The 24711-nt window shown below is 59.5% G+C and carries 14 protein-coding genes; 4 read left to right on the forward strand and 10 right to left on the reverse strand.

Going from position 1 to position 24711, the window contains the following annotated elements; translation table 11 throughout:
* Nucleotides 1-35: 35 nt before the first annotated feature.
* Nucleotides 36-2498, reverse strand: a complete 2463-nt coding sequence (locus K3819_RS21050) for an EAL domain-containing protein (RefSeq protein WP_085612163.1) — start codon at nt 2496-2498, stop codon at nt 36-38.
* 218 nt (nt 2499-2716) lie between these two features.
* Between K3819_RS21050 and K3819_RS21055 the strand changes: the two genes are divergently transcribed.
* A complete protein-coding gene (locus tag K3819_RS21055; RefSeq protein WP_221397885.1) occupies nt 2717-7189 on the forward strand; it encodes a hypothetical protein in 4473 nt (1490 codons plus the stop codon).
* A gap of 1 nt (nt 7190) precedes the next feature.
* Here K3819_RS21055 and K3819_RS21060 read toward each other — a convergent pair whose 3' ends face one another.
* The 5 genes from K3819_RS21060 to K3819_RS21080 form a co-directional block, all read right to left on the reverse strand.
* The gene (locus tag K3819_RS21060) at nt 7191-9008 is read right to left on the reverse strand and encodes an ABC transporter ATP-binding protein (RefSeq protein ID WP_221397886.1); all 1818 of its coding nucleotides are present in this window, start codon (nt 9006-9008) and stop codon (nt 7191-7193) included.
* Nucleotides 9001-9603, reverse strand: a complete 603-nt coding sequence (locus K3819_RS21065; protein WP_176504858.1) for a DsbA family protein — start codon at nt 9601-9603, stop codon at nt 9001-9003. The genes K3819_RS21060 and K3819_RS21065 overlap by 8 nt, the downstream gene beginning before the upstream one ends.
* A gap of 35 nt (nt 9604-9638) precedes the next feature.
* The gene (locus tag K3819_RS21070; protein ID WP_221397887.1) at nt 9639-10580 is read right to left on the reverse strand and encodes a rhodanese-related sulfurtransferase; all 942 of its coding nucleotides are present in this window, start codon (nt 10578-10580) and stop codon (nt 9639-9641) included.
* Nucleotides 10581-10697: 117 nt separating this feature from the next.
* Nucleotides 10698-10997: a BolA family transcriptional regulator gene (locus K3819_RS21075; protein WP_007950896.1), complete on the reverse strand. Its 300-nt coding sequence runs from the start codon at nt 10995-10997 to the stop codon at nt 10698-10700.
* A gap of 12 nt (nt 10998-11009) precedes the next feature.
* Nucleotides 11010-11528, reverse strand: a complete 519-nt coding sequence (locus tag K3819_RS21080) for a DUF2059 domain-containing protein (RefSeq protein WP_007950895.1) — start codon at nt 11526-11528, stop codon at nt 11010-11012.
* Nucleotides 11529-11721: 193 nt separating this feature from the next.
* Here K3819_RS21080 and K3819_RS21085 point away from each other — a divergent pair, with 193 nt between their 5' ends.
* Nucleotides 11722-13116, forward strand: coding sequence for a class II fumarate hydratase (locus K3819_RS21085; RefSeq protein WP_085668121.1), 1395 nt, complete (start codon nt 11722-11724; stop codon nt 13114-13116).
* 122 nt (nt 13117-13238) lie between these two features.
* Here the strand turns inward: K3819_RS21085 and K3819_RS21090 are convergent, their stop codons facing one another.
* Nucleotides 13239-14198, reverse strand: coding sequence for a DMT family transporter (locus K3819_RS21090; RefSeq protein ID WP_085612159.1), 960 nt, complete (start codon nt 14196-14198; stop codon nt 13239-13241).
* A 214-nt stretch (nt 14199-14412) separates the two neighbouring features.
* Here K3819_RS21090 and K3819_RS21095 point away from each other — a divergent pair, with 214 nt between their 5' ends.
* Nucleotides 14413-14607 (forward strand): DUF6316 family protein, encoded by a 195-nt coding sequence (locus K3819_RS21095; protein ID WP_064598468.1) that lies wholly within the window; start codon nt 14413-14415, stop codon nt 14605-14607.
* 109 nt (nt 14608-14716) lie between these two features.
* Here the strand turns inward: K3819_RS21095 and K3819_RS21100 are convergent, their stop codons facing one another.
* Both K3819_RS21100 and pap read right to left on the reverse strand, forming a co-directional pair.
* Nucleotides 14717-15901: a thiolase family protein gene (locus K3819_RS21100; RefSeq protein WP_039770588.1), complete on the reverse strand. Its 1185-nt coding sequence runs from the start codon at nt 15899-15901 to the stop codon at nt 14717-14719.
* A gap of 102 nt (nt 15902-16003) precedes the next feature.
* Entirely contained in the window at nt 16004-17518 is a 1515-nt protein-coding gene (gene pap / locus K3819_RS21105; protein ID WP_085612157.1) for a polyphosphate:AMP phosphotransferase, read from the reverse strand.
* A 172-nt stretch (nt 17519-17690) separates the two neighbouring features.
* Here pap and mnmC point away from each other — a divergent pair, with 172 nt between their 5' ends.
* Nucleotides 17691-19670, forward strand: coding sequence for a bifunctional tRNA (5-methylaminomethyl-2-thiouridine)(34)-methyltransferase MnmD/FAD-dependent 5-carboxymethylaminomethyl-2-thiouridine(34) oxidoreductase MnmC (gene mnmC, locus K3819_RS21110; protein WP_221397888.1), 1980 nt, complete (start codon nt 17691-17693; stop codon nt 19668-19670).
* Between the two features lie 18 nt (nt 19671-19688).
* Here the strand turns inward: mnmC and K3819_RS21115 are convergent, their stop codons facing one another.
* A complete protein-coding gene (locus tag K3819_RS21115; RefSeq protein ID WP_221397889.1) occupies nt 19689-24515 on the reverse strand; it encodes an NEL-type E3 ubiquitin ligase domain-containing protein in 4827 nt (1608 codons plus the stop codon).
* Nucleotides 24516-24711: the final 196 nt, after the last annotated feature.

Below are 24711 nucleotides of genomic sequence, written 5' to 3' on the forward strand. Positions count from 1 at the left end.
TTTTGATTTGTGATTGTAAGGATCGGCAAGAGACTTCAACGGAATGTGCCAGGCGCCTTGAACAACAACGGCTGCGGTCTGGCGGGCCGACTTTGCAAACTGTCACAGGTAAACAACTGCGGGCGTTCAATAACATAACCCTGAGCGTAATCCACGCCGATTTCAAGCAATGCCTGCTCGATCTGCGCTGTCTCGACAAACTCGGCAATTGTCTGCTTACCCATGACATGCCCGATGTGATTGATCACTTCGACCATAGCGCGGTTAATCGGGTCGTCCAGCATATCCTTTACGAAACTCCCGTCGATCTTCAGGAAGTCTACAGGCAAATGTTTCAGATAAGCGAATGAAGACATTCCGGCGCAAAAATCATCCAGGGAAAAGTAACAACCCAAGCCTTTGAGTTCATTGATAAATCTGATTGCACTACCCAGATTTGCAATGGCACTGGTTTCTGTAATTTCAAAACAAATCATTTCAGGCGGTATGCCGTAGTTATCAAACTGTTCCCGCAGAAAGTGCAAGAACGCGTCATCTCCGATAGTAATGCCTGAAAGATTAATCGCACACATTGCCAGAGGACCCTGACACTTATCGTTAATACATTGGGCAATAACCTTAAATACATTCTGCACAACCCAGCGATCCAGCGATGTCATCAATCCGTAACGCTCGGCCGCCGGTATGAAACTGTCCGGGAGAATCATCCGGCCCGCTTCGTCATGCAGACGCAGCAGAATTTCGATGTGCCCGCGGGCACCACCGGCAACCGAGCCCAATGGCGCGATTTCCTGGGCGTAGAGACAAAAGCGGTTTTCTTCCAGGGCCATGTGCAGACGTTGAACCCAGGCCATCTCGCCGAAGCGCAGGGACAGTTCCGAGTCGTCGGCATGGTAGACCTGCACCCGGTTGCGGCCCTTTTCCTTGGCCATGTAGCAGGCCATGTCGGCAGCCCGCAGCGAGGCTTCGAGGGTGGTCGGCGTCTGCGCCACATGCACCAGGCCAATGCTCACCGTGGTCAGGAACGGTCGCCCCTTCCAGACGAAATGCAGGTTCTGTACGGTCTGGCGCAAACTCTCTGCGATCTTCTCGGCGGCCTCCGGGGCACAGTTCTCCAGCAGGATGCCGAACTCGTCCCCCCCCAGCCGCGCCAGGGTGTCGCCCTCGCGCAAGCCGGATTGCAGCAACGCGCAGATATGCCGCAGCAATTCATCGCCGGCCGCGTGCCCGCAGGTGTCATTGACCAGTTTGAACTGGTCGAGGTCGAGGAACATCAGCGCATGGCGTCCAGCTTGCCGGGTCAGGTTATGCAGGGCCTGTTCGAGGCGGTATTCGAACTCGCGGCGGTTGGCCAGGCCGGTCAGTGCATCATGGGTCGCCTGCCATGACAGATTGGCGATGTATTGCCGCTCCTGGGTCATGTCATGCAGCACCAGCACGGTGCCGCTGACCTTGTCGGAATTGCGAATCGGTGCCCCGACCAGGGTCACCGACACGGTACTGCCATCGAGCCGCTGGATCAGCTTGGAGTGTTCACTGCCTCCGCTGAGCTGGCCGCTGAGAATATGCTCGATCAGGGTCAGTCCTTCCGTCTGGGCGTTGTCGTCCAGCAGATTGAACAGTGCCGCGAGTGGCAACCCGGCCGCCTGCTCGGCTTTCCAGTGGGTCAGGGCTTCGGCGGCCGGGTTCATGTATTCGATGGCCCCGCTCACGTCGGTGGTGATCACCCCGTCGCCAATCGATTGCAACGTGATATGAGCCCGATCCTTTTCCAGCTGCAAGGCCTCGGCGAAGGCATGTCGCTGCTTGAGCAGTTTGCGGGTACGCAGCAATGCCAGCACGATCAGGCCCAGCGCCGTGGCGAGGTTGGTGAACAGCAACAGACGCAGGATCACCCGCGACCCTTCACCCAAGGCATCACTGAAGGCCTTGGCGGCGGGCGTCACGCCGTCGTTGATCGCAAAGATCCGGTCCTTCCAGCGCCGGATATCCGCCTCGGTGGCAGCATTGGCAATGATGGACCGATGCATCTCCCGGGCGACATCATCGAGTTCCACCAGATAGGCGTCACCCAGCGTCCAGCGGTCGATGGCGATTTCCAGATAACTGAAGTGACGAAAATTCAGGTACAGCCAGATCAGGCTGGAAACATCGTCCGGGTGGTTGCCGCCCTTGAGGATGCCCTCGCGCGCCGATTGCAGATCGGGCGGTTGTCTGTCCAGTGCCAGACGCAACTGATGACCGCCCTGAGGCACGGCGATTGCGTTCTGATATTTGAGGTAAATCGCCTCGTCACGACTATCGGCATACAAATTGAGGTAATAGATGGCGTCTTTCTGGCCCTTGGACCAGAGACTCTCGCCCGCCACATAACCACGAACGGCCGACAGGACATAGAGGCTCACGCCTCCCAGCAAGGCTTGAAACAACACGACGGCGATAAATGGCCAGACGATGCCCAGCAACCGAGGCGTTCCGAGAGTCCGCTTTTGCTTCATGGGATTCCTTGCGTGAGCACAGTCCGTTCGTCGTCCGGACGAAATCGCTATCACGAGACTAGGTTGGCTTGTGAATCTAGGCAAGCGACAGGCGCTTCAACTCCTTTGCGACAAGACATATGTACCGCCCTTCTGCCTTTTGGAAGCGATCTACTGCAAACCGCCCCCCTGAGGGCTAAAGCCTTACGGATCCCTCCACACCAAAAGGACAATCAAACATGCTGCCCCCTTCGACTTCCAACGCACCGCTCGACGCAGGCTCCTCTTATCCCGCGCGGCATCAGGCCTTACTGGAAGAGTACAGCAGGTTGCTGGAAAAACTGCGAAACACGCCCTCAACCGCTAGTGCCTTGACCAATACCTACCTCAAACCACATCCCGGCTCGCCTCTGGACCTGGATGCAAAAAAACCGTCCATCGCCCGAAAACTGAAACTGACTCTACGCCCGGACGGGCAGTTCAGCCTCGCCCGGATGGCGCTTTATTACGGTATCTCCCCCTGGAATCCTGCCGATAAAGAGGAACACCAAGCCGCATTGCGCGCCCTGGAAGAAAAGCGCGCCCGTCATGGGCTGCAATTGGAACGCGGCATTGACGTCGACTCGCTGGCCTGCACTCCGAACCTCGAGGAACGCCAGGCTTTGCTGAAAAGCCCGAGATTACCACCCAAAGAACGCTTGCCCCTCTCGACCCTGCTGGGCCGTCTGACCGAGAGCAAAATCCGTGAAGCCATCGGACAGTTCTTGCCGGCGTCAGTCAAATCGCTGATCGGCCATCTCGCGAAAAATCTCGCCTCCGATATCACCGCAGCGCGTGTTCGCCAGACCCCCACAGTGTACCTGGAGCAAATCCTTCAATCGGCCGACGCCAGCCAGCTGGCGAAGTCGCTGCTGACAAAACTGGGATGGTACGGCAGCGACACTGAACAAGACGATTCACCGCTCGTTCGCAACAAACTGCTGAGCAGGGCAATCCGCTTGTGGGAGCAACGTGACACTGATGCAGAGAGAGATATCGCAGGGTATCCCTGGCATCAGCGCTCCAACTACGGGAAAAGCTACCAGGCCATATGGAGCGAATTCGAAGACCATCTTCTGAGCAGCAACCGGGTCACTTCGGAGATCGAGGCGGTCCTGCTGGCCTGCCTGTACCGCTGCGAATTTCCAATCGACTTCCATCGCTCCGACATTCCCGTCGACCTGCCTTATAGAAGCTCTCTGGTCTGGGTGAACTTTGTCCATGGACTTCATCTGGCTGACGCCATCGAACCGGACCGTGTGCCTCACATGACATTCCAGCAACTGGTTGACTTTCCTCTGGAGGAATCCACAGAAGCCACTGAACAGGAACTGGCTATTGTCGCCTGGAGCAGGATTGCTCCCGCGATGGACTGGGCTGTCGCCAACGGCATCGTGCAAGAAGACAGATACGCCGAGTACAGCGAGTCCACCAAGGAGCGTGTAATGGAGGCCCTCGACCAGCATACAGAGGTGATGAAAAACACTTTGAAACAACTGGATATCGATCCGCCAAAACGCTGGGAGATCGCAGACCAGGAAATCAAGAAAGTATTCGGTCAACAGGTGTTCACCAGCGATGGTCGAAAACTGGTCAGATATTTTGGGCCCGACACTGGGTCAAGGTTCGTGCCGGATATACGACAGAAAAGCGTGTCCTTTCGCGATGTCTATATGTGGAAGGGACATAAAGACAAAACCTGGCTCATTACCGGAAACGATGGCGAAAGTGTCAGCACCGCCCGTTTCAGCATTCGATCGGACGGGAGCATTGAAACGACCGCCAAATGGATCCCGGAAGCCATCCGGCTCAGGACACTGCCAGACGTCAATGTGTTGTTCGAGAGTCAATACAACAGCTATCTCAACACGACAAAAAGTGCCTACCGGCAATTACTGATCAGCCTGTTCAGCCATCTGCCCAATGATGATCGTCTGGCCATCGAATACGGTGAGACAAAAATCTACACCGTGAGATCGTCGACCAAAGACCTGGAAGCTTCCCAGGAGAAGCCCTCACTCACAATGCCGTTGAGGCTGCGAATGGGCTTTATCCTTTCCATGACCTACAACGACCGGACCTGCTGGTATGAATGCCTGCCGCGCGCCGGAATCATTCGCCAGCGTACCGACTTCACCGCGGACATGCTCAACGGTCGCCTTACAACCGAAGAATGGCGAATGCGCGGCAAGGTGCGGGTAACGGTGCGGCGTGGCAAACCCGTACCACTGGACTGGGATGCCTACGAAAGCGGCCGAGCCCCCAAGAAAGAGGCCACATGCGTCGCTATCATCGAACAACTGGGCGAAGCCTTTTCCCCTCAGGCGCCGACGGGTTATCCCCCTGCCATCACCTCCAGTCGCGCCTCGGAGATCGCTATATTCATCGCACGCGACCACTTTTATGTAGAGGAAGACAAGCTTTACGCCAACGCACGGCAGCAGACGGAACTGGAGAAATCGGAAGATAAGCGTCATACCCTGCTTATCAAGATCGGGAAGTGGGTACCTTTCTTTGGCAACCTCGACGATCTTCATTCCGATGATCCCCGAAAAAGCATTAACGCAATCTTCGGCATGTTGACCGATACACTTTCCTTCGCCCTCCCCCTTGGAAAATTTGTTTCCGGCTCTGCAAGACTGGCCTCCACCGCTGTTCGCCTGGGTTACAAACAAGTACTGCCACAATTTTCCCGCCTGACCCAAAAACTACTGATCACATCCTTACGCAACTTCAACCCAATGGATGGCGCGCCCACTCTGGCGAAAGTACTGGTGCATGGACTTTATGCCGTGAACCGGCTGGCACTGCGGGCCGCCATCAGGCAAATCAACAGGCTGGCCGGGAGAACTGGCTCATACGACTTCGTAAAAGGACTACCGCAAGTCACGGACCCGGGCAGCTACAAGCTGCTTGCCGCTTCTGACAACCTGGTCTCTACCAGAGGGTTCGATGACCTTCCGGTTCGCAGAGTCGACAGCGCGACGCTGCTTGATTATCGAATGCTTGATCCGATGACCGACAAACCCTTTGGACCGCCTCTGGCCGACAAGCTTTACCGGTTGTCGCTGGGCCGCTCTGCCTATCGCCCGATTCAAAAAACCGATCAGCACGTCGTCGTCGAAGTAGCAGAACACGCCAGAATCCGCGAGTTGCCGGAAATCGATGGCCGAATCACCGTTTATATCGACGATGTGCCCTATCGACTGGATGGGGACTGGTTGCGGCGTATCGAACTGATTGATGAAAGCGCGAATATGAAACGTATTCCCTGCCGCAGCAAACGCGCGCCAGGGAGCGACATTTGCGTTAATGAATTCATTACTGGCGATCCCCATCCCGATACCCCGCCGCTTCGCTCATTCGACCCGGACAAAGGTTATGCCCCCTGGTTTGGTGAACGGTTGTGCACGCCAAAAGCGCGGCATTCAGCAGAGGGGGAGTACTTCCTGCGCGATGGCCTGCTCTATCAATTGTTGAATGGCAAACTGAAGAGGTGGACAGGTGATTTCACCCGCTTGGGCTTCCCCAAAAAATGGCCGGTCCCCAAAAGCGCAATCCTGGCCGACCTGCAGTTTCAAAAGGGCATTTATGTACGAATAGAAATCCAGGGAACCTATCAAGGCAGTGATGAACTGCACCGAATAGGCGCGATTGTCGTACCGTCTCTCGTTACCTCCGACAATCTCCTCTTTACTCGCGTAAATACCGATAAATATTACCTGGCGACGTTTCCTGCAGATAAAGACCTGGGCGAGCTGCAGACGCTCACTCTGCAACGACTATTTCAAGCCGATCTCATGGAAGGCAAACAGGGTGCCGAGCTGTTGCGAGCGTATGAAGGCTCACTGACCGCCAACAATCTCGTGGCGGTCTACGGTATAGATGCAGTCGAGCGTGCAATGAAAACCATGAAGCGAATCGCCATCCCCTTGGGCACCCCCCCAAACCCACCCGCCAATATGCAATGGATCAAACTCGATACCAGCCCCGGCGAAGCCCTGATGTTCGATCAAAGGATGAGAATGATCGTCACACAATCGTCCGAAGGCGCAACAACATGGTCACGCAGCCATGAAGCTTCGGAAACATTGCGCCAACGAACAGCCGAAATTTTCGACACATTGTTCATGGAGCAGACGATCCCTCAGAACACAGAAAGCCTGTTCAGGATCGATCGCACGATGAAAAAGCTCAATGACCTGTTGCCTAGATCACAACGACGTTCCAACCCCAGAAACATCGCGTATGCAGAAGTCATCAAGACCGATGGAGTCAGGGAGGTCTATGTCAGTGTTTCCGGGGCGCAGGACATAACAGGAAAACTGCCTCTGTTCAAAACCTATCTGGGAGCCGAGTACGTCCAGAGGGGCGACGCGACTTACTTCAATGTCGACTTGAGCGGTCCACCCACCCCAAGTGGCCTTCTGATGGATAGCCAGGAGAATCTTCTGGCCATTCCGAAAACCTATCCCGCACTGCCAGAGGTACCCACTTCACTGGACAGTGAAAGCAAGTTGATCAGTTTCATCCACCAGAAATATCCCGATAAACAGGCCATCCGCTCAGTCAACATCGCAACCACCATGCCGCCCTGCGAAGCTTGCGCGGTGATCGTAAAGGCGTTCGGTCATACAGGCGCTGACGATTGGCTGAACGTCATCTGGAAATAACCTACATCCGCTGCAAATGCCCATACAGCTTGGCGTACAACCCACCATCGGCAATCAGTTGCTGATGGTCGCCATCCTCGGCTACCTGCCCGCCGTCGAACACCAGCACCCGGTCTGCCTGCTTCACTGCTGACAGGCGGTGGGCGATGATCAGCGTGGTGCGGCCATGGAGAAAACGCGCCATGGCCTGGTGCAGGTTGTATTCGGTGGCGGCGTCGAGGGCTGACGTCGCCTCGTCGAGAATCACCACTTTGGGTTCGGCGAGGATCATCCGGGCGATGGCCAGACGTTGCCGTTGGCCGCCGGACAGCCGCACGCCGGAGCGGCCGACGATGCTGTCCAGGCCGTCCGGCAAGGCGCGGATGGTGGGTTCGAGCTGGGCAACTTCCAGCGCCTGCCAGCAGGCTTCGTCGCTGCGTGTGCGGCCCATGGTCAAATTGGCGCGTACGGTGTCGTTGAACAGCGCCGGATGCTGCAGCACCACCGCGACATTTTCCCGAACCGTTTCCAGGCCGATTTCCTGTTGGGTCGATCCACCAAAACGAATGGTGCCGGCCAGCGGTGTGTACAGACCCAGCAGCAATTGCACGAGCGTGCTTTTGCCACCGCCGCTGGCGCCGACAATCGCCACTTTCTCGCCCGGCGCGATGGACAGGTTCAACTGATCCAGCACCAGTTCGTCACCGTAACCGAAGCTCAAACCCTGCACCTGAATCCCTACGGTATCGCGGCCCTTGAACGGGTCGACGCCGCCGGGGTATTGCGGTTCGTCGGCGCGGGCCAACAGTTCGTTGATCCGCGACAGCGCACCGCCTGCCGCGTAGTAGGCGTATTGCAGGTTCAGCAGTTGTTCGACCGGGCCGATCATGAACCACAGGTAGCTGAACACCGCGAGCATCTGCCCGATCGACAGGTCGGAAAACAGCACCGTCAACATGGCCGCCGCGCGGAAGATGTCGATACCGAACTGGAACAGCAGGCCACTGGCGCGGTTGGAGGCGTCAGTCTTCCACTGCGAATTCACCGCGTAGTTGCGCACTTCCTGAGCCCGCAGGCCGAGTCTTCCGAGGAAGAAGCCCTGGCGGTTGCCGGCTCGCACTTCCTGGATCGCATCGAGGGTTTCGCTCAGCGCCTGAGTGAAGCGCGAGGTGCTGTCGTTCTCCAGTTTCTTCAGGTGCTTGACCCGTTTGCCCAACTGCACCGTGGCGTAGATCACCAGCGGGTTGAACAGCAGGATCAGCAGCGCCAGTTTCCAGTGCATCCACATCAGGATGCTGGCGGTACCGACCAGGGTCAGCATCGCCACCAGAAAACGGCTGAGGGTTTCGCCGACAAACTTGTCGAGGGTGTCGAGGTCGGTGACCAGGTGCGTGGTAACGGTGCCGCTGCCCAGGCTTTCGTATTCGCCGAGGGAGATCCGCTTCAGACGCTCGATCAGCCGCACGCGGATGCGATACACGATGTCCTTGGCCAACCGCGCAAACAATCGCGCCTGCAATACGCCAAAACACAGAGCGCTGCAACGCAGGGTCAATGTCACCACCAGCATCAGGCCGATGTAACCCGCCGCCTGCTGCCACATCGAGGGCAGCACATGGTTCATGACTTTCAATGCGGCATCGCCATGGCCGAGCAGGACTTCGTCCACCAGCAACGGCAGCAGCAACGGAATCGGCACGCTGCACAGCGTCGCCAGTACGGCCACGCCGTTGGCGATCCACAGGGATTTTTTGTGATGAAGTGCCAGTCGCCGGACTTCAGTCCAGCTCAGCCGGTCGACACGCTTGACGGCTGGCGTGTCATCGGCTGGGTCAGACACAGGCCGCGCGCTCCAGCCATCGACCGAGCAACGGTGACAGTTCACTGAGCGGCTGGTAGCCGTTGGTCAGCAACGCCAGTTGGCCGTTGCGCTCGGCGAGCAGGGTCGGGAATCCGGCGATGCCCAGATCCTGCACCCAACTGAAATCGGCCTGGGTCGCCTTGTGCTGATCGGCATGATCAAACAGGGCAGCAAATTCAATGCGCGGGACACCGGCCTTCTCGGCCAGCTCCACCAGAACGCTGGCCTGAGTGACATCGCGACCTTCGGCGTAAAACGCGTGCTGGATCAACCCGACCAGTTTCCACGCGCAATCCGGCGCCAGGCTGCGCGCGGTGACGATGGCGCGGCAGGCAGGTTCGGTGTCGTAGACAAAACCGTCCGGCAACGCGCCTTCCAACTTGAACGGCTGGCCGGTGGCCTCGGTGACCGCCTGCCAGTGTTCAAGAATGTAGCGCCGAGTGGTCGGCTCCAGCGCCGCACCGCTGCCGGTGCGTAACCCGCCGACCACCAGGTGCAATTCCACCCCGGCTGCCTGCGCCTGCTCCACCAACGCCTTGGCTACCGGGGCAAATCCCCAGCACCACGAACACATCGGATCCATCACATAGAGCAGGCGTGCAGACATGATTAAGCCTCGGTGGATGCTTGCTTATAGTTGTAGCCGATCGGGTGCGGCATGTTGCGCGCTTTGGCCAGTTCGATCTGTTTCTGGCGGTCGATGGCGCTGCGGCGAGTCTTCTCGCTCAGGGAGTTCCAGCAGTGCGGGCAGCTGATGCCGGCCACGTAATGCTCGGAGGCGCGATCTTCAACGCTGACCGGGGTGCGGCAGGCGTGGCACTGATCGTAGTCGCCTTCGCTCAGGTCATGGCGCACGGTCACACGGTTGTCGAAGACGAAGCAGTCGCCCTGCCATTTGGTTTCTTCCTGCGGCACCTCTTCGAGGTACTTCAGGATGCCGCCCTTGAGGTGGTAAACCTCTTCGAAGCCTTCGCCGAGCATGTAGCTCGAGGCTTTTTCGCAGCGAATGCCGCCGGTGCAGAACATCGCGACCTTCTTGTGCACGGTCGGATCGAAGTGTTCTTTGATGTAGTCGGGGAATTCGCGAAAACTGGTGGTTTTCGGATCGATGGCGCCTTCGAAGGTGCCGATCGAGACTTCGTAATCGTTGCGGGTGTCGATCAGCAGCACTTCCGGGTCGCTGATCAGCGCATTCCAGTCCTTGGGCTCGACGTAGGTGCCGACCTTCTTGTTCGGGTCGACGCCTTCGACGCCCAGGGTCACGATCTCTTTCTTGAGCTTGACCTTGGTGCGATAGAACGGCTGCTCGTCGCAGTACGATTCCTTGTGATCGATATCGACCATGCGCGGATCGTTGCGCAGCCAGGCCAGCAGGCCGTCGATGCCTTCACGGCTGCCGGAAACCGTGCCGTTGATGCCTTCTTCGGCGATCAGCAGGGTGCCTTTGATGCCGTTGTCGACCATCGCTTGCAGCAGGGGCTCGCGCAGGTTGACGTAATCTTCGAGGGTGACGAACTTGTACAGTGCCGCCACGACAATCGGTTGTGTCATGGGTATTTCTCCAGGTGGCTACCCTCGTAAAGGGTGAACCGGATGCGAAAAAAAACGCGCCGGGTGAGCGGCGCGTTGCGGATTCTAGCAAAAAACCTCAGTTCATTGCTGCAAGGCTCAATGCTTGCTGCCGCCGGCACAGGTCGGCGACGCCGGAGCGACGCCTGTCTCTGCCCATTCCTGCGGGGTGTAGGTGTGCAGCGCCAACGCATGGAACTCGCCCATCAGCTCGCCGAGCGTGCCGTAGACTTTCTGGTGGCGCTTGACCCGGTTCAGGCCTTCGAACTGCGCACTGACCACCACTGCCTTGAAGTGGGTCTGCAACCCGCGACTGTGCATGTGGCTTTCGTCCAGCACTTGCAGATGCTCAGGCTGAAGCAGCGCCAGCGTCGATTCGATGCGTTGTTGCATGGTCATCACGAACTCCGCTTACTTCTTCTTGGCCGGAGCGGCGCCTTTCGGTGCCAGCTCGTTGGTCATGTCGTCCAGCAGCTTGTTGACCACCGGTACGGCGCTTTCCAGTTTGGCCTGGGTCATCTGGGCCGATTGCTGGGTCAGCTGCGGCATTTTCTCCAGGACTTTCTTGCCCAGTGGCGACTGGTAGAACGCGACCAGGTCTTTCAGCTCGGATTCGCTGAAGTTGCTGGTGTAGAGCTTGACCATGTCCGGCTTCAGCTTGTTCCAGCCAATGGCCTGGTCCAGAGCAGCGTTGGCCTTGGCCTGGTAGGTATCCAGTACGGCTTTCTTGGATTCCGGCGCCTTGGTCTGTTCAAAACGCTGGGCGAACATCTGCTGAACCTGCATGTACACCGGAGTGCCCAGCTTGTCAGCGTGTGCCAGGGTCAGGAAAGCTTCGGCACTGGCGTTGTGGCTGGCGGTATCGGCAAGCACCTGGCCGCTGGCGCAGACCAGGGCAACCGCGGTACAGATGGCACGAAGACGAGTCATCGAGTTTCCTTTTCAGCTAGGCGAGGTAAAACCCCAAGGGCGACCATTCTGCGCCTGAATAACGCTGCGGCTCAACCCCCGGCCCTTGCCGCGCTTGATTGGCGGGGATTTGCCGGTCAACAATCGACCGGATGGAACCACCCGGGCCGACACCGGCCTAAACTGCGCAAACAGACCAACAGGAGTGTGCACGATGAGCCGTATCGAAACCGACAGCCTGGGCCAGATCGAGGTCCCGGACGACGCTTACTGGGGCGCTCAGACGCAACGCTCGCTGATCAACTTCGCCATCGGTCAGGAACGCATGCCATTGCCGGTACTGCACGCCCTGGCCCTGATCAAGAAAGCCGCGGCCCGGGTCAACGACCGCAACGGCGACCTGCCTGCCGACATCGCCCGCCTGATCGAACAGGCCGCCGACGAAGTGCTCGACGGCCAACACGACGACCAGTTTCCGCTGGTGGTCTGGCAGACCGGCAGCGGCACGCAAAGCAACATGAACGCCAACGAAGTGATCGCCGGCCGCGCCAACGAACTGGCCGGCAACCCACGCGGCGGCAAGACGCCGGTGCACCCCAACGATCACGTCAACCGCTCGCAGAGCTCCAACGACTGCTTCCCCACCGCCATGAGCATCGCCACCGCGCAAGCGGTGCAGACCCAACTGCTGCCAGCCATCGCCGAGCTGTCGGGCGGACTGGCCGAACTGTCGGCGCGGCACATGAAGCTGGTGAAGACCGGCCGCACCCACATGATGGACGCCACGCCGATCACCTTCGGCCAGGAAATCTCCGGATTCATAGCGCAGCTGGATTACGCCGAACGGGCGATTCGCGCAGCGTTGCCGGCGGTCTGCGAACTGGCGCAGGGCGGCACGGCCGTCGGCACCGGGCTCAACTCGCCCCACGGCTTCGGCGAAGCGATTGCCGCTGAACTGGCGGCGTTGTCCGGCCTGCCGTTTGTCACCGCACCAAACAAATTCGCTGCCCTCGCCGGCCATGAGCCGTTGACTACCCTCTCCGGCGCCCTGAAAACCCTCGCCGTGGCGCTGATGAAAATCGCCAACGACCTGCGCCTGCTGGGTTCCGGCCCACGCGCCGGTTTTGCCGAAGTGCGCCTGCCGGCCAACGAACCGGGCAGTTCGATCATGCCCGGCAAGGTCAACCCGACCCAGTGCGAGGCGTTGTCGATGCTCGCCTGTCAGGTGCTGGGCAACGACGTGGCGATCGGCTTCGCCGCCAGCCAGGGTCACCTGCAACTGAACGTGTTCAAACCGGTGATCATCCACAATCTGCTGCAATCGATCCGCCTGCTGGCCGATGGTTGCAGCAACTTCCAGCAGCACTGCATCGCCGGGCTTGAACCGGATGCCGAAGTCATGGCGAAGCATCTGGAACGCGGCCTGATGCTGGTGACGGCGCTGAACCCGCACATCGGCTACGACAAGTCGGCGGAAATCGCCAAGAAGGCCTACAGCGAAGGCAAAACCTTGCGTGAGGCGGCGCTGGAGCTGGGTTACCTGACCGATGAAGAGTTCGATGCCTGGGTGCGGCCGGAAAACATGATCGAGGCCGGTGCCAAGGGCTGAGATCTTCAGCGTCTGTAAGTCAGTCTTCGCGAGCAAGCCCGCTCCCACATTTGACCGCGATCCCCTGTGAGGAATGCGGTTAAAAGTGGGAGCGGGCTTGCTCGCGAAGAACGATGACTCGGTTAACCTGCCGCCATGCGCATCCGCCGGGCCTTGAGCCCGGCAATCAGCGAAGGGCCGAGCGCCACCAGTGCCGAACCCAGCACCACCAGCACCGCCCCGCCATACCCCAGCAGATTGATGTGCTCGGCATGCACATACTCGGGCCACACCCCCGCCGCCACGGCCACCGCACCGAACGTCACCAACGGCGTGATCGCCAGCGTCGCGCTGACCCGCGAAGCTTCCCAATGCGCCAGCGCCTCGGCAAATGCGCCGTAGGCGATCAGCGTGTTCATGCAGCACGCCAGCAGCAGCCAGCCCTGCAACGGGTTCAGCGACAGTGCTTCGAGCGGATGCACCCACGGCGTCAGCAACAAGGCGCAGAACAGGTAGATCACCATCATCACCTGTAAAGAATTCCACACCGTCAGCAATTGCTTCTGGCCCAGCGCATAGAAAGTCCAGACAGTCGAGGCCAGCAGCACCAGCAACACACCGGCGGTGTAATCAGATAAAGAGGTGAGCAATTCCGCCAGACGCTGATTGAAGAACAAAGCAAAACCGATCAACAGCACCGCCAGGCCAATGCCCTGACCGATACTGAAGCGTTCCTTGAACACAAACAGACTGGCGATCAGCAACATGATCGGCCCCATCTGCACCACCAGTTGCGCAGTACCGGGGCTGAGCAGGTTCAGGCCCATGAGGTACAGCACGTAATTGCCCACCAGCCCGAGCACCGCCATCAGCACCAGCCAGCCGCCCTTCGGCCCGAGCACCTTGCGGCTCGGCAAGCGTTTGGTCGCGGCCAGATAAATGAACAGACAGCCGCCGGACACCAGCAGGCGAAACCAGGTCACCGTGACCGGGTCCATCACCACCAGCACCTGCTTGAGCTTGATCGGCAGGATTCCCCACAGAAACGCCGTCAATAACGCCAGGAACATGCCGTACACCCAACGACCCGATGAAACGTGCATGAGAACCCCAAGCGCCAGAGACAGAAGCGCTCATTCTAGGCGCACAGACCCTGCGCGACACAGGGACAGTTGCGCTCCAGCCGCAAATGAAACTGTGCAGGTCGCAGCAGAAAATTGACGATGGGCCGTTGATCGGCCGGCCGGGCAAGGTAAGTGGTTCAGGCATAAGCTTCTTGGATCCAGCCCGGGACATCACTCACCAAGGAGACCCGTCATGTTAGGCATGCGCGCCCAGGACACCGCCCCCGCCACGCACTTTCGCAGCGACCGCGTGTGCCGGGTCAACGGTGAACTGTATTTCAGCACCCGGGAAAACACCCTCGAAGGGCCGTTCGACAGCCACGAGAAAGCCGAGCAGGAAATAAAGGCCTACATCGCGCGGATGCAGCTTCTGGATTCTGGCAGGTAGAACCGGTTGTCCCATTCGCGAGCAGGCTCGCTCCCACAGGAGAGCATGGTTACCTGTGGGAGCGAGCCTGCTCGCGAAAACGATGGATCAAACACACATCTTTCAGGGTTTAACGCACAGCTTCAAACAACCCGGTCGCCCCCATCCCCCCGCCCACGCACATGGTCACGATTCCGTAGCGCAGATTGCGCCGCTGCAACTCGCGCACCAGATGCCCGACCTGCCGTGACCCGGTCATGCCGAACGGGTGACCGATGGAAATCGAGCCGCCGTTGACGTTGTACTTCTCGTTGTCGATTTCCAGACGATCACGGGCGTACAGGCACTGCGAGGCAAACGCTTCGTTCAATTCCCACAGATCGATATCCGCCACCTGCAGGCCTTTGGCCTTGAGCAGCTTTGGCACCGAAAACACCGGGCCGATGCCCATTTCGTCAGGCTCGCACCCAGCGACGGTAAACCCGCGGAAAAACGCTTTCGGCTTGAGCCCCAGTTGTAGGGCTTTTTCCAGGCTCATCACCAGCGTCATCGAGGCGCCATCGGACAACTGCGACGAGTTGCCGGCGGTCACCGAACCGTCCTCGGCGAACACCGGTTTCAACCCGGCAAGGCTTTCATAGGTGGTGTCCGGACGATTGCAGTCATCGCGGTCGACGATGCCATCGAGGATCTGCACTTCACCGCTGTTCTTGTCTTCAACCCGGTACTTCACCGGCATCGGCACGATTTCATCGTTGAACAGCCCTGCTGCCTGCGCCTGAGCGGTGCGGATCTGACTTTGCAGCGAGTAGCGATCCTGCGCCTCGCGGCTGACGCCATAACGGCGCGCCACCACTTCCGCGGTCTGGCCCATGGTGTAATAGATGCCCGGCGTCTGCTGCTTGAGCAACGGATTGATCAGGTGATCGGTGTTGACGCTTTTCAGGGTCAGGCTGATCGACTCGACGCCGCCGGCGACGATGATGTCGCTGCAACCCGACGCGATCTGGTTGGCGGCAATCGCAATCGCCTGCAACCCCGAAGAACAGAAACGGTTGAGGGTCATGCCGGCGGTGCCGGTGCCCAATTGCGAGAGCACCGCCACGTTGCGGCCGATGTTGTAGCCCTGGGCGCCCTCGTTGGAGCCGGCGCCGACGATGCAATCCTCGACGCTGGCCGGGTCGATGTCGTTGCGCGAGAGCAACGCATTGACGCAATGGGCCGCCATGTCATCGGGACGGGTCTGGTTGAACTTGCCGCGAAAGGACTTGGCCAGGCCGGTCCGTACGCTGTCGACGATCACCACTTCACGCATGGCATACCTCATTGTTGCAGTCGGTTGAGAGTGGACCGAGCATAAGTCCCCCCCATCGCCGACCGCGACAATCATTCACCTCGCGTATGCGGGCCCATCGGTTCAGTCCTTGTGCTTTTTGGCTCGCTTGTCGGACTTCTCGAAAGCGTCTTCCAGCGCCCGGTTGATCGTGCGCAACACCTTGACCCGGGCCCAGCGCTTGTCATTGGCCTCGACCAGGGTCCACGGCGCGATTTCGGTGCTGGTGCGGTCGACCATGTCGCCCACGGCGGCACGGTAGGCGTCCCACTTGTCACGGTTGCGCCAGTCGTCTTCGGTGATCTTGAAGCGCTTGAACGGGATTTCTTCGCGCGCCTGGAAGCGCTCCATCTGCGTGTCCTTGTCGATCGCCAGCCAGAACTTGACCACGATCACCCCGGCGTCGGCCAGTTGCTCCTCAAAATCATTGATCTCGCCATAAGCGCGCATCCAGTCGGCAGTGCTGCAAAAGCCCTCGACCCGCTCCACCAGCACCCGGCCATACCACGAGCGGTCGAACACGGTGAACTTGCCCCGCGCCGGAATATGTCGCCAAAACCGCCACAGATACGGCTGCGCCCGTTCCTCTTCGGTCGGCGCGGCAATCGGCACGATGCTGTATTGGCGCGGATCGAGCGCCGCCGCCACCCGACGGATCGAACCGCCCTTGCCCGCCGCATCGTTGCCTTCGAACACCGCCACCAGCGCATGCCGGCGCATGCGTTTGTCACGCATCAGCCCCGACAGCCTTGCCTGCTCGGTGATCAATTGTTCTTCGTAGTCTTTCTTGTCCAGACGCTGGGTCAGATCGAGGCTGTCGAGCAGGTTCAACTGGTCGACGGAAGTCCCCAGCGGTGCAGCGTTGACCTCATGGGGATGCACATCGGGACGCTTCAAGGCATTTTGCAGGCCTTCGAGCAGGATCTTGCCGACCGTCAGGCTGCGGTAGTGCGGGTCGACACCCTCGATGACATGCCACGGCGCGTAATCGCGACTGGTGCGGCGCAACACGCGTTCGCCGTATTTGACGAACTTGTCGTAGGTCTGCGATTGCTGCCAGTCCAGCGGGCTGATGCGCCAGCTGTGCAGCGGGTCGTCGGCCAACGCCTTGAGCCGCGCCTTCATCTGTTTCTTGGACAGGTGGAACCAGAACTTGAAGATCAGCGCGCCTTCATCGCAGAACATCTTTTCCATGCGCTCGGCGCCGGCAATCGCCTGATCCAGTCGCGGATCCTTGAACAAACCATGCACCCGGCCCTGCAGCATCTGGCTGTACCAGTTGCCGAAGAAAATCCCCATCCGCCCCTTGGCCGGCAGCATCCGCCAGTAGCGCCAGGCCGGTGGCCGCGCCAGCTCTTCATCGGTCTGCTGGTCGAAAGTGCGCACTTCGATCAGGCGCGGATCCATCCACTCGTTGAGCAACTTGACCGTCTCGCCCTTGCCGGCGCCTTCGATGCCGTTGATCAAAATGATCACCGGGAAACGCTTCTGCTGCTGCAACTCGAACTGGGCTTCGAGCAAGGCTTCACGCAGGGCGGGCACGGCGGCTTCGTAGGTGTCTTTGTCGATGGCGTGACCGATTTCAGCGGATTCGAACATGGGACGGCTCCTTCCAGGATTCAGCAAGACTAGCGGATTGGGCTCTGACGCGGCACAGAAATTCCCGCCGGCGGCGGATTGTCCTTGAGTGATCGTCGGCAAGGCTTGCCATGGATCAAGCGCCGCCTGCGTGATCGGCTAGAATGGCCGCCTTGCCGTTGCCGAGCCTGCCATGAAACCTGTATTGCCCCACGCCCAACTCGACTGGGATGACCAGGGACGCCCGCGTTCGCGAGTGTTCGACGATGTGTATTTTTCCGACCAGTCGGGGCTGGATGAAACCCGCTACGTGTTCCTCGAACAGAACCGTCTGGCCGAGCGCTTCGCCGCACTGCCGGCGGGTGGGCGACTGGTGATCGGTGAAACCGGCTTCGGCACCGGGCTGAATTTTCTCTGTGCCTGGCAGTTGTTCGAACAGCACGCGGTGCCCGGTGCGCGGCTGCATTTCGTCAGTGTCGAGAAATTTCCGTTGAGCCCTGCCGACCTGCAGCGGGCGCTGGCGTTGTGGCCCGACTTGAAGCAATTCGCCGATCAGTTGCTCAAGCATTACGTGGCAATCCATCAGGGTTTCCAGCGCATTGTTCTGGATAACGGTCGCGTGACCCTGACCCTGTTGATCGGTGATGCGCTGGAGCAGTTGCCGCAACTGGATGGCCAGATCGACGCATGGTTTCTCGACGGTTTCGCCCCCGCGAAAAACCCGGAGATGTGGACCGCCGAACTGTTCGCCGAACTGGCGCGACTGGCGGCGCCCGGCTCGACCATCAGCACCTTTACCAGCACCGGTTGGGTGCGCCGACTGCTCAACGCCGCCGGTTTCAAGATGAAGCGCACACCGGGCATCGGCCACAAATGGGAGATCCTGCGCGGCGAATTTCTCGGCTGGCCCGAGGATGTGCCGTTACCCGCAGCGGACAAACCGTGGTTCGCCCGCCCGACGCCTTTCAATGGAGAGCGTCGTGCGCTGGTGATCGGTGCCGGCCTGGCCGGCTGTGCCACGGCGGCCAGCCTCGCGGCGCGGGGTTGGCAGGTCAGTCTGCTGGAACGACATGACGCGGTGGCGCAGGAAGCCTCGGGCAATCCGCAAGGCGTGCTGTATCTGAAACTGTCCGCCCACGGCACCGCACTGTCGCAGTTGATCGTCAGCGGTTTCGGCTACACCCGACGTTTGCTGGAAACCCTGCAACGCGGCACCGATTGGGACGACTGCGGCGTGCTGCAACTGGCATTCAACGAAAAGGAACGCGAACGTCAGGCGCAACTGGCGGCCGCGTTTCCCGAAGACCTGCTGCAATGGCTCGATCAACCCGAAGCGCAGGCCCGTGCCGGGATCGGTCTGGCCCATGGCGGTTTGTATTATCCCGAGGGCGGCTGGGTGCATCCGTCGGCGTTGTGTCAGGCGCAATCGACACAACCGGGCGTCACGCTGCTGCCCCATCAGGAAGCCGTGGAGTTGCGCAAGGTCGACGGTCAGTGGCAAGCCTTCGACGGTGAACGATTGATCGCAACAGCACCGGTCGCGGTGCTGGCCGGCGCCGCCGACATCAAGCGTTTCCCCCAGAGCGCCGACCTGCCCCTCAAGCGCATTCGCGGGCAGATCACCCGCCTCGCGCAGACCACGCAAAGCCAGGCGCTGACCAGCGTCGTGTGCGCCGAAGGTTACGTCGCACCGGCACGCCTGGGGGAACACACCCTCGGTGCCAGTTTCGATTTCAACAGCGACGACCTGACTCCGACCACCGCCGAACACTTGGGTAATCTGGCGATGCTCGAAGAGATCTCCACCGATCTGGTCGCGCGCCTGCACGTCAGCGAGCTCGACGCCGAAAGTCTCCAGGGCCGGGCAGCCTTCCGTTGCACCAGCCCCGATTACCTGCCGATCGTCGGCCCGCTCGCCGATCGCGAAGCCTTCACCGAGGCCTATCGCGCCTTGAGCAAGGATGCCCGGCAAGTGCCGGACATTGCCTGCCCATGGCTGGACGGTCTGTACGTCAACAGTGGCCACGGTTCCCGGGGGCTGATCACCGCGCCACTGTCCGGTGAACTGCTGGCAGCCTGGCTGGACAACGAACCGCTGCCCCTGCCCAGAGGTGTCGCAGAGGCGTGTCATCCGAACCGGTTTGCCTTGCGGTGGCTGATCCGGGGCAAATGAGCGAATCCGGAATTGGAATCAACCACCGGGCAACAGGCAGATATTGCCCTCGACCAGTCGTAGCACTTGCTCGGTCAACCGCTCGAGCAAGGCGCTTTCCGTCTGTTCCTGCCGGGCGGCACACAGGTTCATTTCGCTGAGATAGTCGGCCGAGCTGAGTTCTTCGGCTTTCTCGAACAACGCCAGGGCTTCTTCCTGGTGAGGCGCGCGCGCATCGTCGAACTGTTGGGCAAAACTGCTTTTCATGTATTCGTTCCACCAAGGCTGGCGAACCAGAAACGCCAGCCACTCGGGAGACAATTCAGCAGTCTGGATTCGATTGATAGCCTCCACCAGATCCGCCCCTGTCACCTCCGCGAGTGAGGCGTAATGCATGTGCGAAGGTTGCCCGGGCAATTCGAGTGCCTGCGCAAGACCGGAACGGTAGGCAAGGGTCACTTCCAGCGGGTCAGGTGCCGCATGGACCTGCGCGTGTTCCGCGGCGATCCGGTCAATCTGCTCCAGCCGAAACAGTCCTCTCGCCAGCCTCATCAGCGCCTTCGTCGAAGGGCGTTGCCCCCTGGGACCACGGGTCACATGGTGGACCTGCACTGCAACTTCCAGGTGGCTGAAGTTCAACGCCGCATTGTCCGTGCAGTTGATCGGGTTGGCCGCCAGATCGAAAATCTGCTCCCGCAATTCGGCATCGGCCTGCGTAGCATCCAGAACCGTCCAGACCCGCCGGTGCATATCCTCGCGCACATTGGCTGACTCGGCGGAATTGCCCAACTCCGCCAGCAGCGCGAACAGGCCTTCGGCCCTTGGGTCATCCTTGAGTGCGTTCCACATCTGCAGATGCCGGGAGCCCTCGCTTCCTCCCGTCTCGGTCAGCCAGATCGAACGTGCCTGGTTTTCGTCCAGTCGCGCGATATCGTTATCCAGGTAACCCATGCCGACGCCGACCGTCGTGCGGTAGTTTTCAAGGTAAGTTCTGCTGACATCGGAAATCGGGTTACGCCGCAAATTGATCGTTTCACTGAAGCGTCTGGGCGTTTCAAAAAGCCAGGCAGGCAGATCACGGATTTCGTTATCCCGCAGATCCACCCGATCCAGATTGGGTAGAAACTGCAGGCCTTTTGGCAGCTCCGTGGCGCCGGTATTACGCAAGGAGAGGTAAGTCAGATCGAACAGGTTGCGGACATCCACCGTGGCGCCGAGGGGGTTCCCGCTCAGATTCAGACTTTGCAAGGTGCGCAACCCGGCCAGCTTCACCAGGGCGTGCTCGGTCAGTTGAAGCCGATTGCCGGCCAGGCTCAGCCGCCTGAGGTTCGGCATATGCGAAATGATCTCGGGCAACCGGGTGATCTGATTGCGATCCAGTTCAAGGGACTCGACGTTCGTGAACGCTTTGAGGAAATAAGCGGCATCGTCGTCCAGCAACATGTCTTGCAGAGACAATTGCCTGACATGATCAAAGGTCAAACCGACCGGCAAGGTCGGAAACTTGCCGAAGCGCATGCCATCGAGCTTCAAACCATAGACGAGACGCCCGGCGTCATCGGGCAGGGAGATCAAACGGCGAAAACAGTCTTCGATTTCAAACGCAACGATTTGCCGGCATTCACGAATTTCGTTCAGATCACCGCCCAGGACCTTCATGGCTGCCTCATCCTGGATCCAGGTATCCATCACGCCCTGTAGTCGGCTCAGATCCTCTCGCAACTGCCGAACCCGGATCGCCCTGGTCAGATGGTCGCTGCCCAACTGGTCAAGAAATTCATTGGCTTGTACGTCGGTAAACAAGGGATAGAGCTTTTTCACCTGCCGCAATAAACGACGCGAATGAGTGTTCGACCCGGCGGGAGAGTCGGCAGGCGTGCACGCAGGCTCGGCGGTCGCCGTTTGCAACTGACCGCCTGCCAACACCCGGGCGCATGCCTCACGTTCGTCCAGAGCACTCTCCAAGAGTTTGCCGCGCAGGCGCCCGCCATTTTCCGGCGTCGGTTGCACAAATCCGATGGCCTTGCGCTGCTGCGCTGAAAGACCTTTGAGAATCGCCTGATAGAGATCTTCCGGCCCGGACGCGATCTTGCCGAGTGACTTCCTGTCGCTGCCAAACACTTCGTAACCATTGTCGAGTTTGACCAGCGTGCATGAGCTCGACGTAACGAGCGGTTTTTCGCCCAGCGTTTCCAGGACATGACCGCTCAAGGATTTCGCCCGCAGTTCCAGATAGAACTCGGGATCCCAGCCTGCGAGACGGGGTAGCAACCGGATCGCCAGTTTCCTTGTATCGGCATTGGCGATGTCGGCCAGGTAAAAACCTGCCAATGCCCGATCCACTCGCCCATCGCTCAAAGCCTGACGCACCCGTTGTGCCAACCCCATGGGCACCCGCCCGGTGCTGCGCAGGCGCATCCGTTCAATGCTCGGCGTCCGTTTGAGCAGCTCCCGGGCGGAGCGCACCGGCAAATCGGGAAAGGCCCTGCGCACCTTGAGCAACTCTCCGGCAACGTCTTGATCGTATCGGCTGTAGAGATGGTCGAAAGTCGACCTTCGATCGGCCTTGATCGCCGCCCCGATCACTTTCGCCAACTGCTGACTGGCATCGGCCGGGGCTACGTCAGCCCCCACCAAGACCTCCACTTCTTTGGGACGCAGAACATCGACGACCGCTTGCAGCAACTCGCCCTTCTCCAGTTGCGCATGCTTCACAATGACGCTCACGGTATCGTCGTCGATCGATCCGGGCGGGTAGGTCGCGGTGATCCGCCCTTGTTCATCCACGACCTTGATGTAGCGATCGGCCGGCCAGTTCGCAAGCCGGGGTAAAGCATGCAGCTGTTCGTTGACGTAACGCGGATCACTCGCCTCGCCACGCTCTATGGCAGCAATGTAGTCGCGCACTCTGCGCTCGATTCCAAAACGCTCGATCATGTCCAGCAAGCGAGAAGGCAGCGGCCGGTTGTCATCGCTCAGGCGATGCAGCTCATCGATCCGGGTGTCGGTCAACCGACGGGCCATCTCCAGACGACTGTCTTCCCAACCCTCAAGACCAGGATCAATGCGTTTGAGCGTGTACGCCCCGCTCCATCGCTCGGTCTGTTCGAAGTCATGACGCCAGCCTCCGCGATCATTGCGCTTCAATACCGGCTGATAAGCCTGTGCACGCACAGGGTGTCGGACTTCCCAGGTATTGGATGCAGGCTCCAGCGCTACCTCGTAAGCCCGATTGTCGAAATGGGCAAACTGCTTGCCGTTCGCCCGGAACAAGCCTGCAGTATCGGGTTCGGCACCTGTCGGAAGCGGCTGTTCATAACCGAGTAGCTGCGGTTTCCACAATCGAGGCTGACCGTCACGGTCCAATATGGCCGTGAACGGCTGGAAGAAATCCGGATGCTTGCGCACCGTCTTGATTGCCAGTGTTTTCAGGCCCTTGATACCGGCCCCCACGCTGACCATCAGCACTACGCTTTCAGCAACGCTGAGCAGGTGCGAAAACGCCTCCTCACGATCTCCCCGCGACCAGTCCTCAACGCCCTCATAAACTTCCGCAAGCATTTGCCCCACGGCAACCCCCATCATCAGTTGCCCTACGACCGGCACGAAAATCCCGGCCACATTGGCAACCGTCAGACCGATTTCCAGATACTCGAGCAGGCGCTTCTTGCGCGCCTCTTCATCCACATCGGCAGTCGGTACGGCGAGCGCGCGGGCATCGATCTGCAGTTTGCCGATATGGCTTTGGTGCATGAAGTCGAGCAACGACACGGTTATCGGCAAATATTTGGCACGACCCAGGCTGCGAGCGTCCGCGAAGTTTTTGAAGAAATCCGCCTTGTCGACCTCGCCGATGCAATGAGTGAAGTAGCTCCTGTAACTGGCCACCCCCAATTGGTATTCCAGGTACACGAGAAACGCCGAGAAACTCGCGTACTCGTACAACGGTTGAGAGGGCGCGCCGGGCATGTAAACCAGGCACCATTGATCCGGGTCCGACTCGACCGAGCGCTCGGAAAACACCACAACGCCCCAAATGCAACAGTCGAGCAGTTCGATGCCTTGCATGATCAACGGCCGCCCCTGGTAATTCAGGCTTCTGGCATCGGCGCTACCGCCGGCCTCGAGCAGGCGCTCCAGGCTTTCGTATGCGTCCTGACTGATGTGGGCATTCAACAGCGCCAGATGCAGATCCAGTTGCAGCAATTGTTTTTTCAGGTCGGTGATGTTGCGGACCATGGGACCGGTGGCAACCGGTTTACCGTCAACCTCCGTGATACCGAATACCTGTTGAAAATGCTGTTGGTAGTGCTTCCCCAGATCGAGCTCGCGACAAAGTTCGGCGAATGCGGAGGGTGTCAGGCCCGCAATCCCAGCAGGCTGGCCAGAGATGCGCACCACACTGCCGGCGGGGAAAAAATCGTCCTGTGCCTCCCGCTCCGTGAAGTTCTGCATCGCCGCTTCCAGAAGAGTCGGCGTTGCCGGCGGCGTGACCGGCGATCCTCCGCCGGGCGGCGTCACGGGCTCGCAACCACAGTACTCCCCAGGCAGCTCCAGATAGTCTTTTTCGACATCGAACTGCACTGGCCAGCGAGCTTTCAGGGCACTGCTCAACAGCGCGGCGCAAAAGCTGTTCACGGGTTGCAAGCGGCCAAGATCGGCGTCGACCCTGGCCTGAGCGGCGTGTAAATCACGCGCGGTCTGGTCCAGCGCAGCGAATGTGGAGCTAGAAGCTTTCAGAAGGCTGGAAGGCAGGGTTTTCTGCAAGGCCTGGGCAGTATCCAGATCGCCGGTGGCTTCCAGCAAAAAAACCAGTATCTGTTCCTGGGTCAGCGGTGTCGCAGTATCCGACTGCGTATTCGACATGGGCAATATTCCTTTATCGCACTTTGGAACCATTACCTTAACGATCCTGCCTGCGTAAAAAAAACACGAAAAACTACGTGATCAGGCTGGCAAACAAGCAGACATCCGCATGTTTTCGCTATTTATCTACTACCCATAAACCCAAGCGGAAAGCTAATGGCCCATCGGTCAGGCCGAACCGCTTATAACCGATCGT

The sequence above is a fragment of the Pseudomonas sp. 3-2 genome (genome assembly GCF_019710535.1).
GTDB lineage: Bacteria > Pseudomonadota > Gammaproteobacteria > Pseudomonadales > Pseudomonadaceae > Aquipseudomonas > Aquipseudomonas pharyngis.

Bases quoted from the DNA above. Each gene is read 5' to 3' on its own strand.
- K3819_RS21050 (WP_085612163.1), bottom strand. From the start codon at position 2,498: ATGAAGCAAAAGCGGACTCTCGGAACGCCTCGGTTGCTGGGCATCGTC.
- K3819_RS21055 (WP_221397885.1), top strand. From the start codon at position 2,717: ATGCTGCCCCCTTCGACTTCCAACGCACCGCTCGACGCAGGCTCCTCT.
- K3819_RS21065 (WP_176504858.1), bottom strand. From the start codon at position 9,603: ATGTGTTCGTGGTGCTGGGGATTTGCCCCGGTAGCCAAGGCGTTGGTG.
- K3819_RS21070 (WP_221397887.1), bottom strand. From the start codon at position 10,580: ATGACACAACCGATTGTCGTGGCGGCACTGTACAAGTTCGTCACCCTC.
- K3819_RS21075 (WP_007950896.1), bottom strand. From the start codon at position 10,997: ATGACCATGCAACAACGCATCGAATCGACGCTGGCGCTGCTTCAGCCT.
- K3819_RS21080 (WP_007950895.1), bottom strand. From the start codon at position 11,528: ATGACTCGTCTTCGTGCCATCTGTACCGCGGTTGCCCTGGTCTGCGCC.
- K3819_RS21085 (WP_085668121.1), top strand. From the start codon at position 11,722: ATGAGCCGTATCGAAACCGACAGCCTGGGCCAGATCGAGGTCCCGGAC.
- K3819_RS21090 (WP_085612159.1), bottom strand. From the start codon at position 14,198: ATGCACGTTTCATCGGGTCGTTGGGTGTACGGCATGTTCCTGGCGTTA.
- K3819_RS21095 (WP_064598468.1), top strand. From the start codon at position 14,413: ATGTTAGGCATGCGCGCCCAGGACACCGCCCCCGCCACGCACTTTCGC.
- K3819_RS21100 (WP_039770588.1), bottom strand. From the start codon at position 15,901: ATGCGTGAAGTGGTGATCGTCGACAGCGTACGGACCGGCCTGGCCAAG.
- pap (WP_085612157.1), bottom strand. From the start codon at position 17,518: ATGTTCGAATCCGCTGAAATCGGTCACGCCATCGACAAAGACACCTAC.
- mnmC (WP_221397888.1), top strand. From the start codon at position 17,691: ATGAAACCTGTATTGCCCCACGCCCAACTCGACTGGGATGACCAGGGA.
- K3819_RS21115 (WP_221397889.1), bottom strand. From the start codon at position 24,515: ATGTCGAATACGCAGTCGGATACTGCGACACCGCTGACCCAGGAACAG.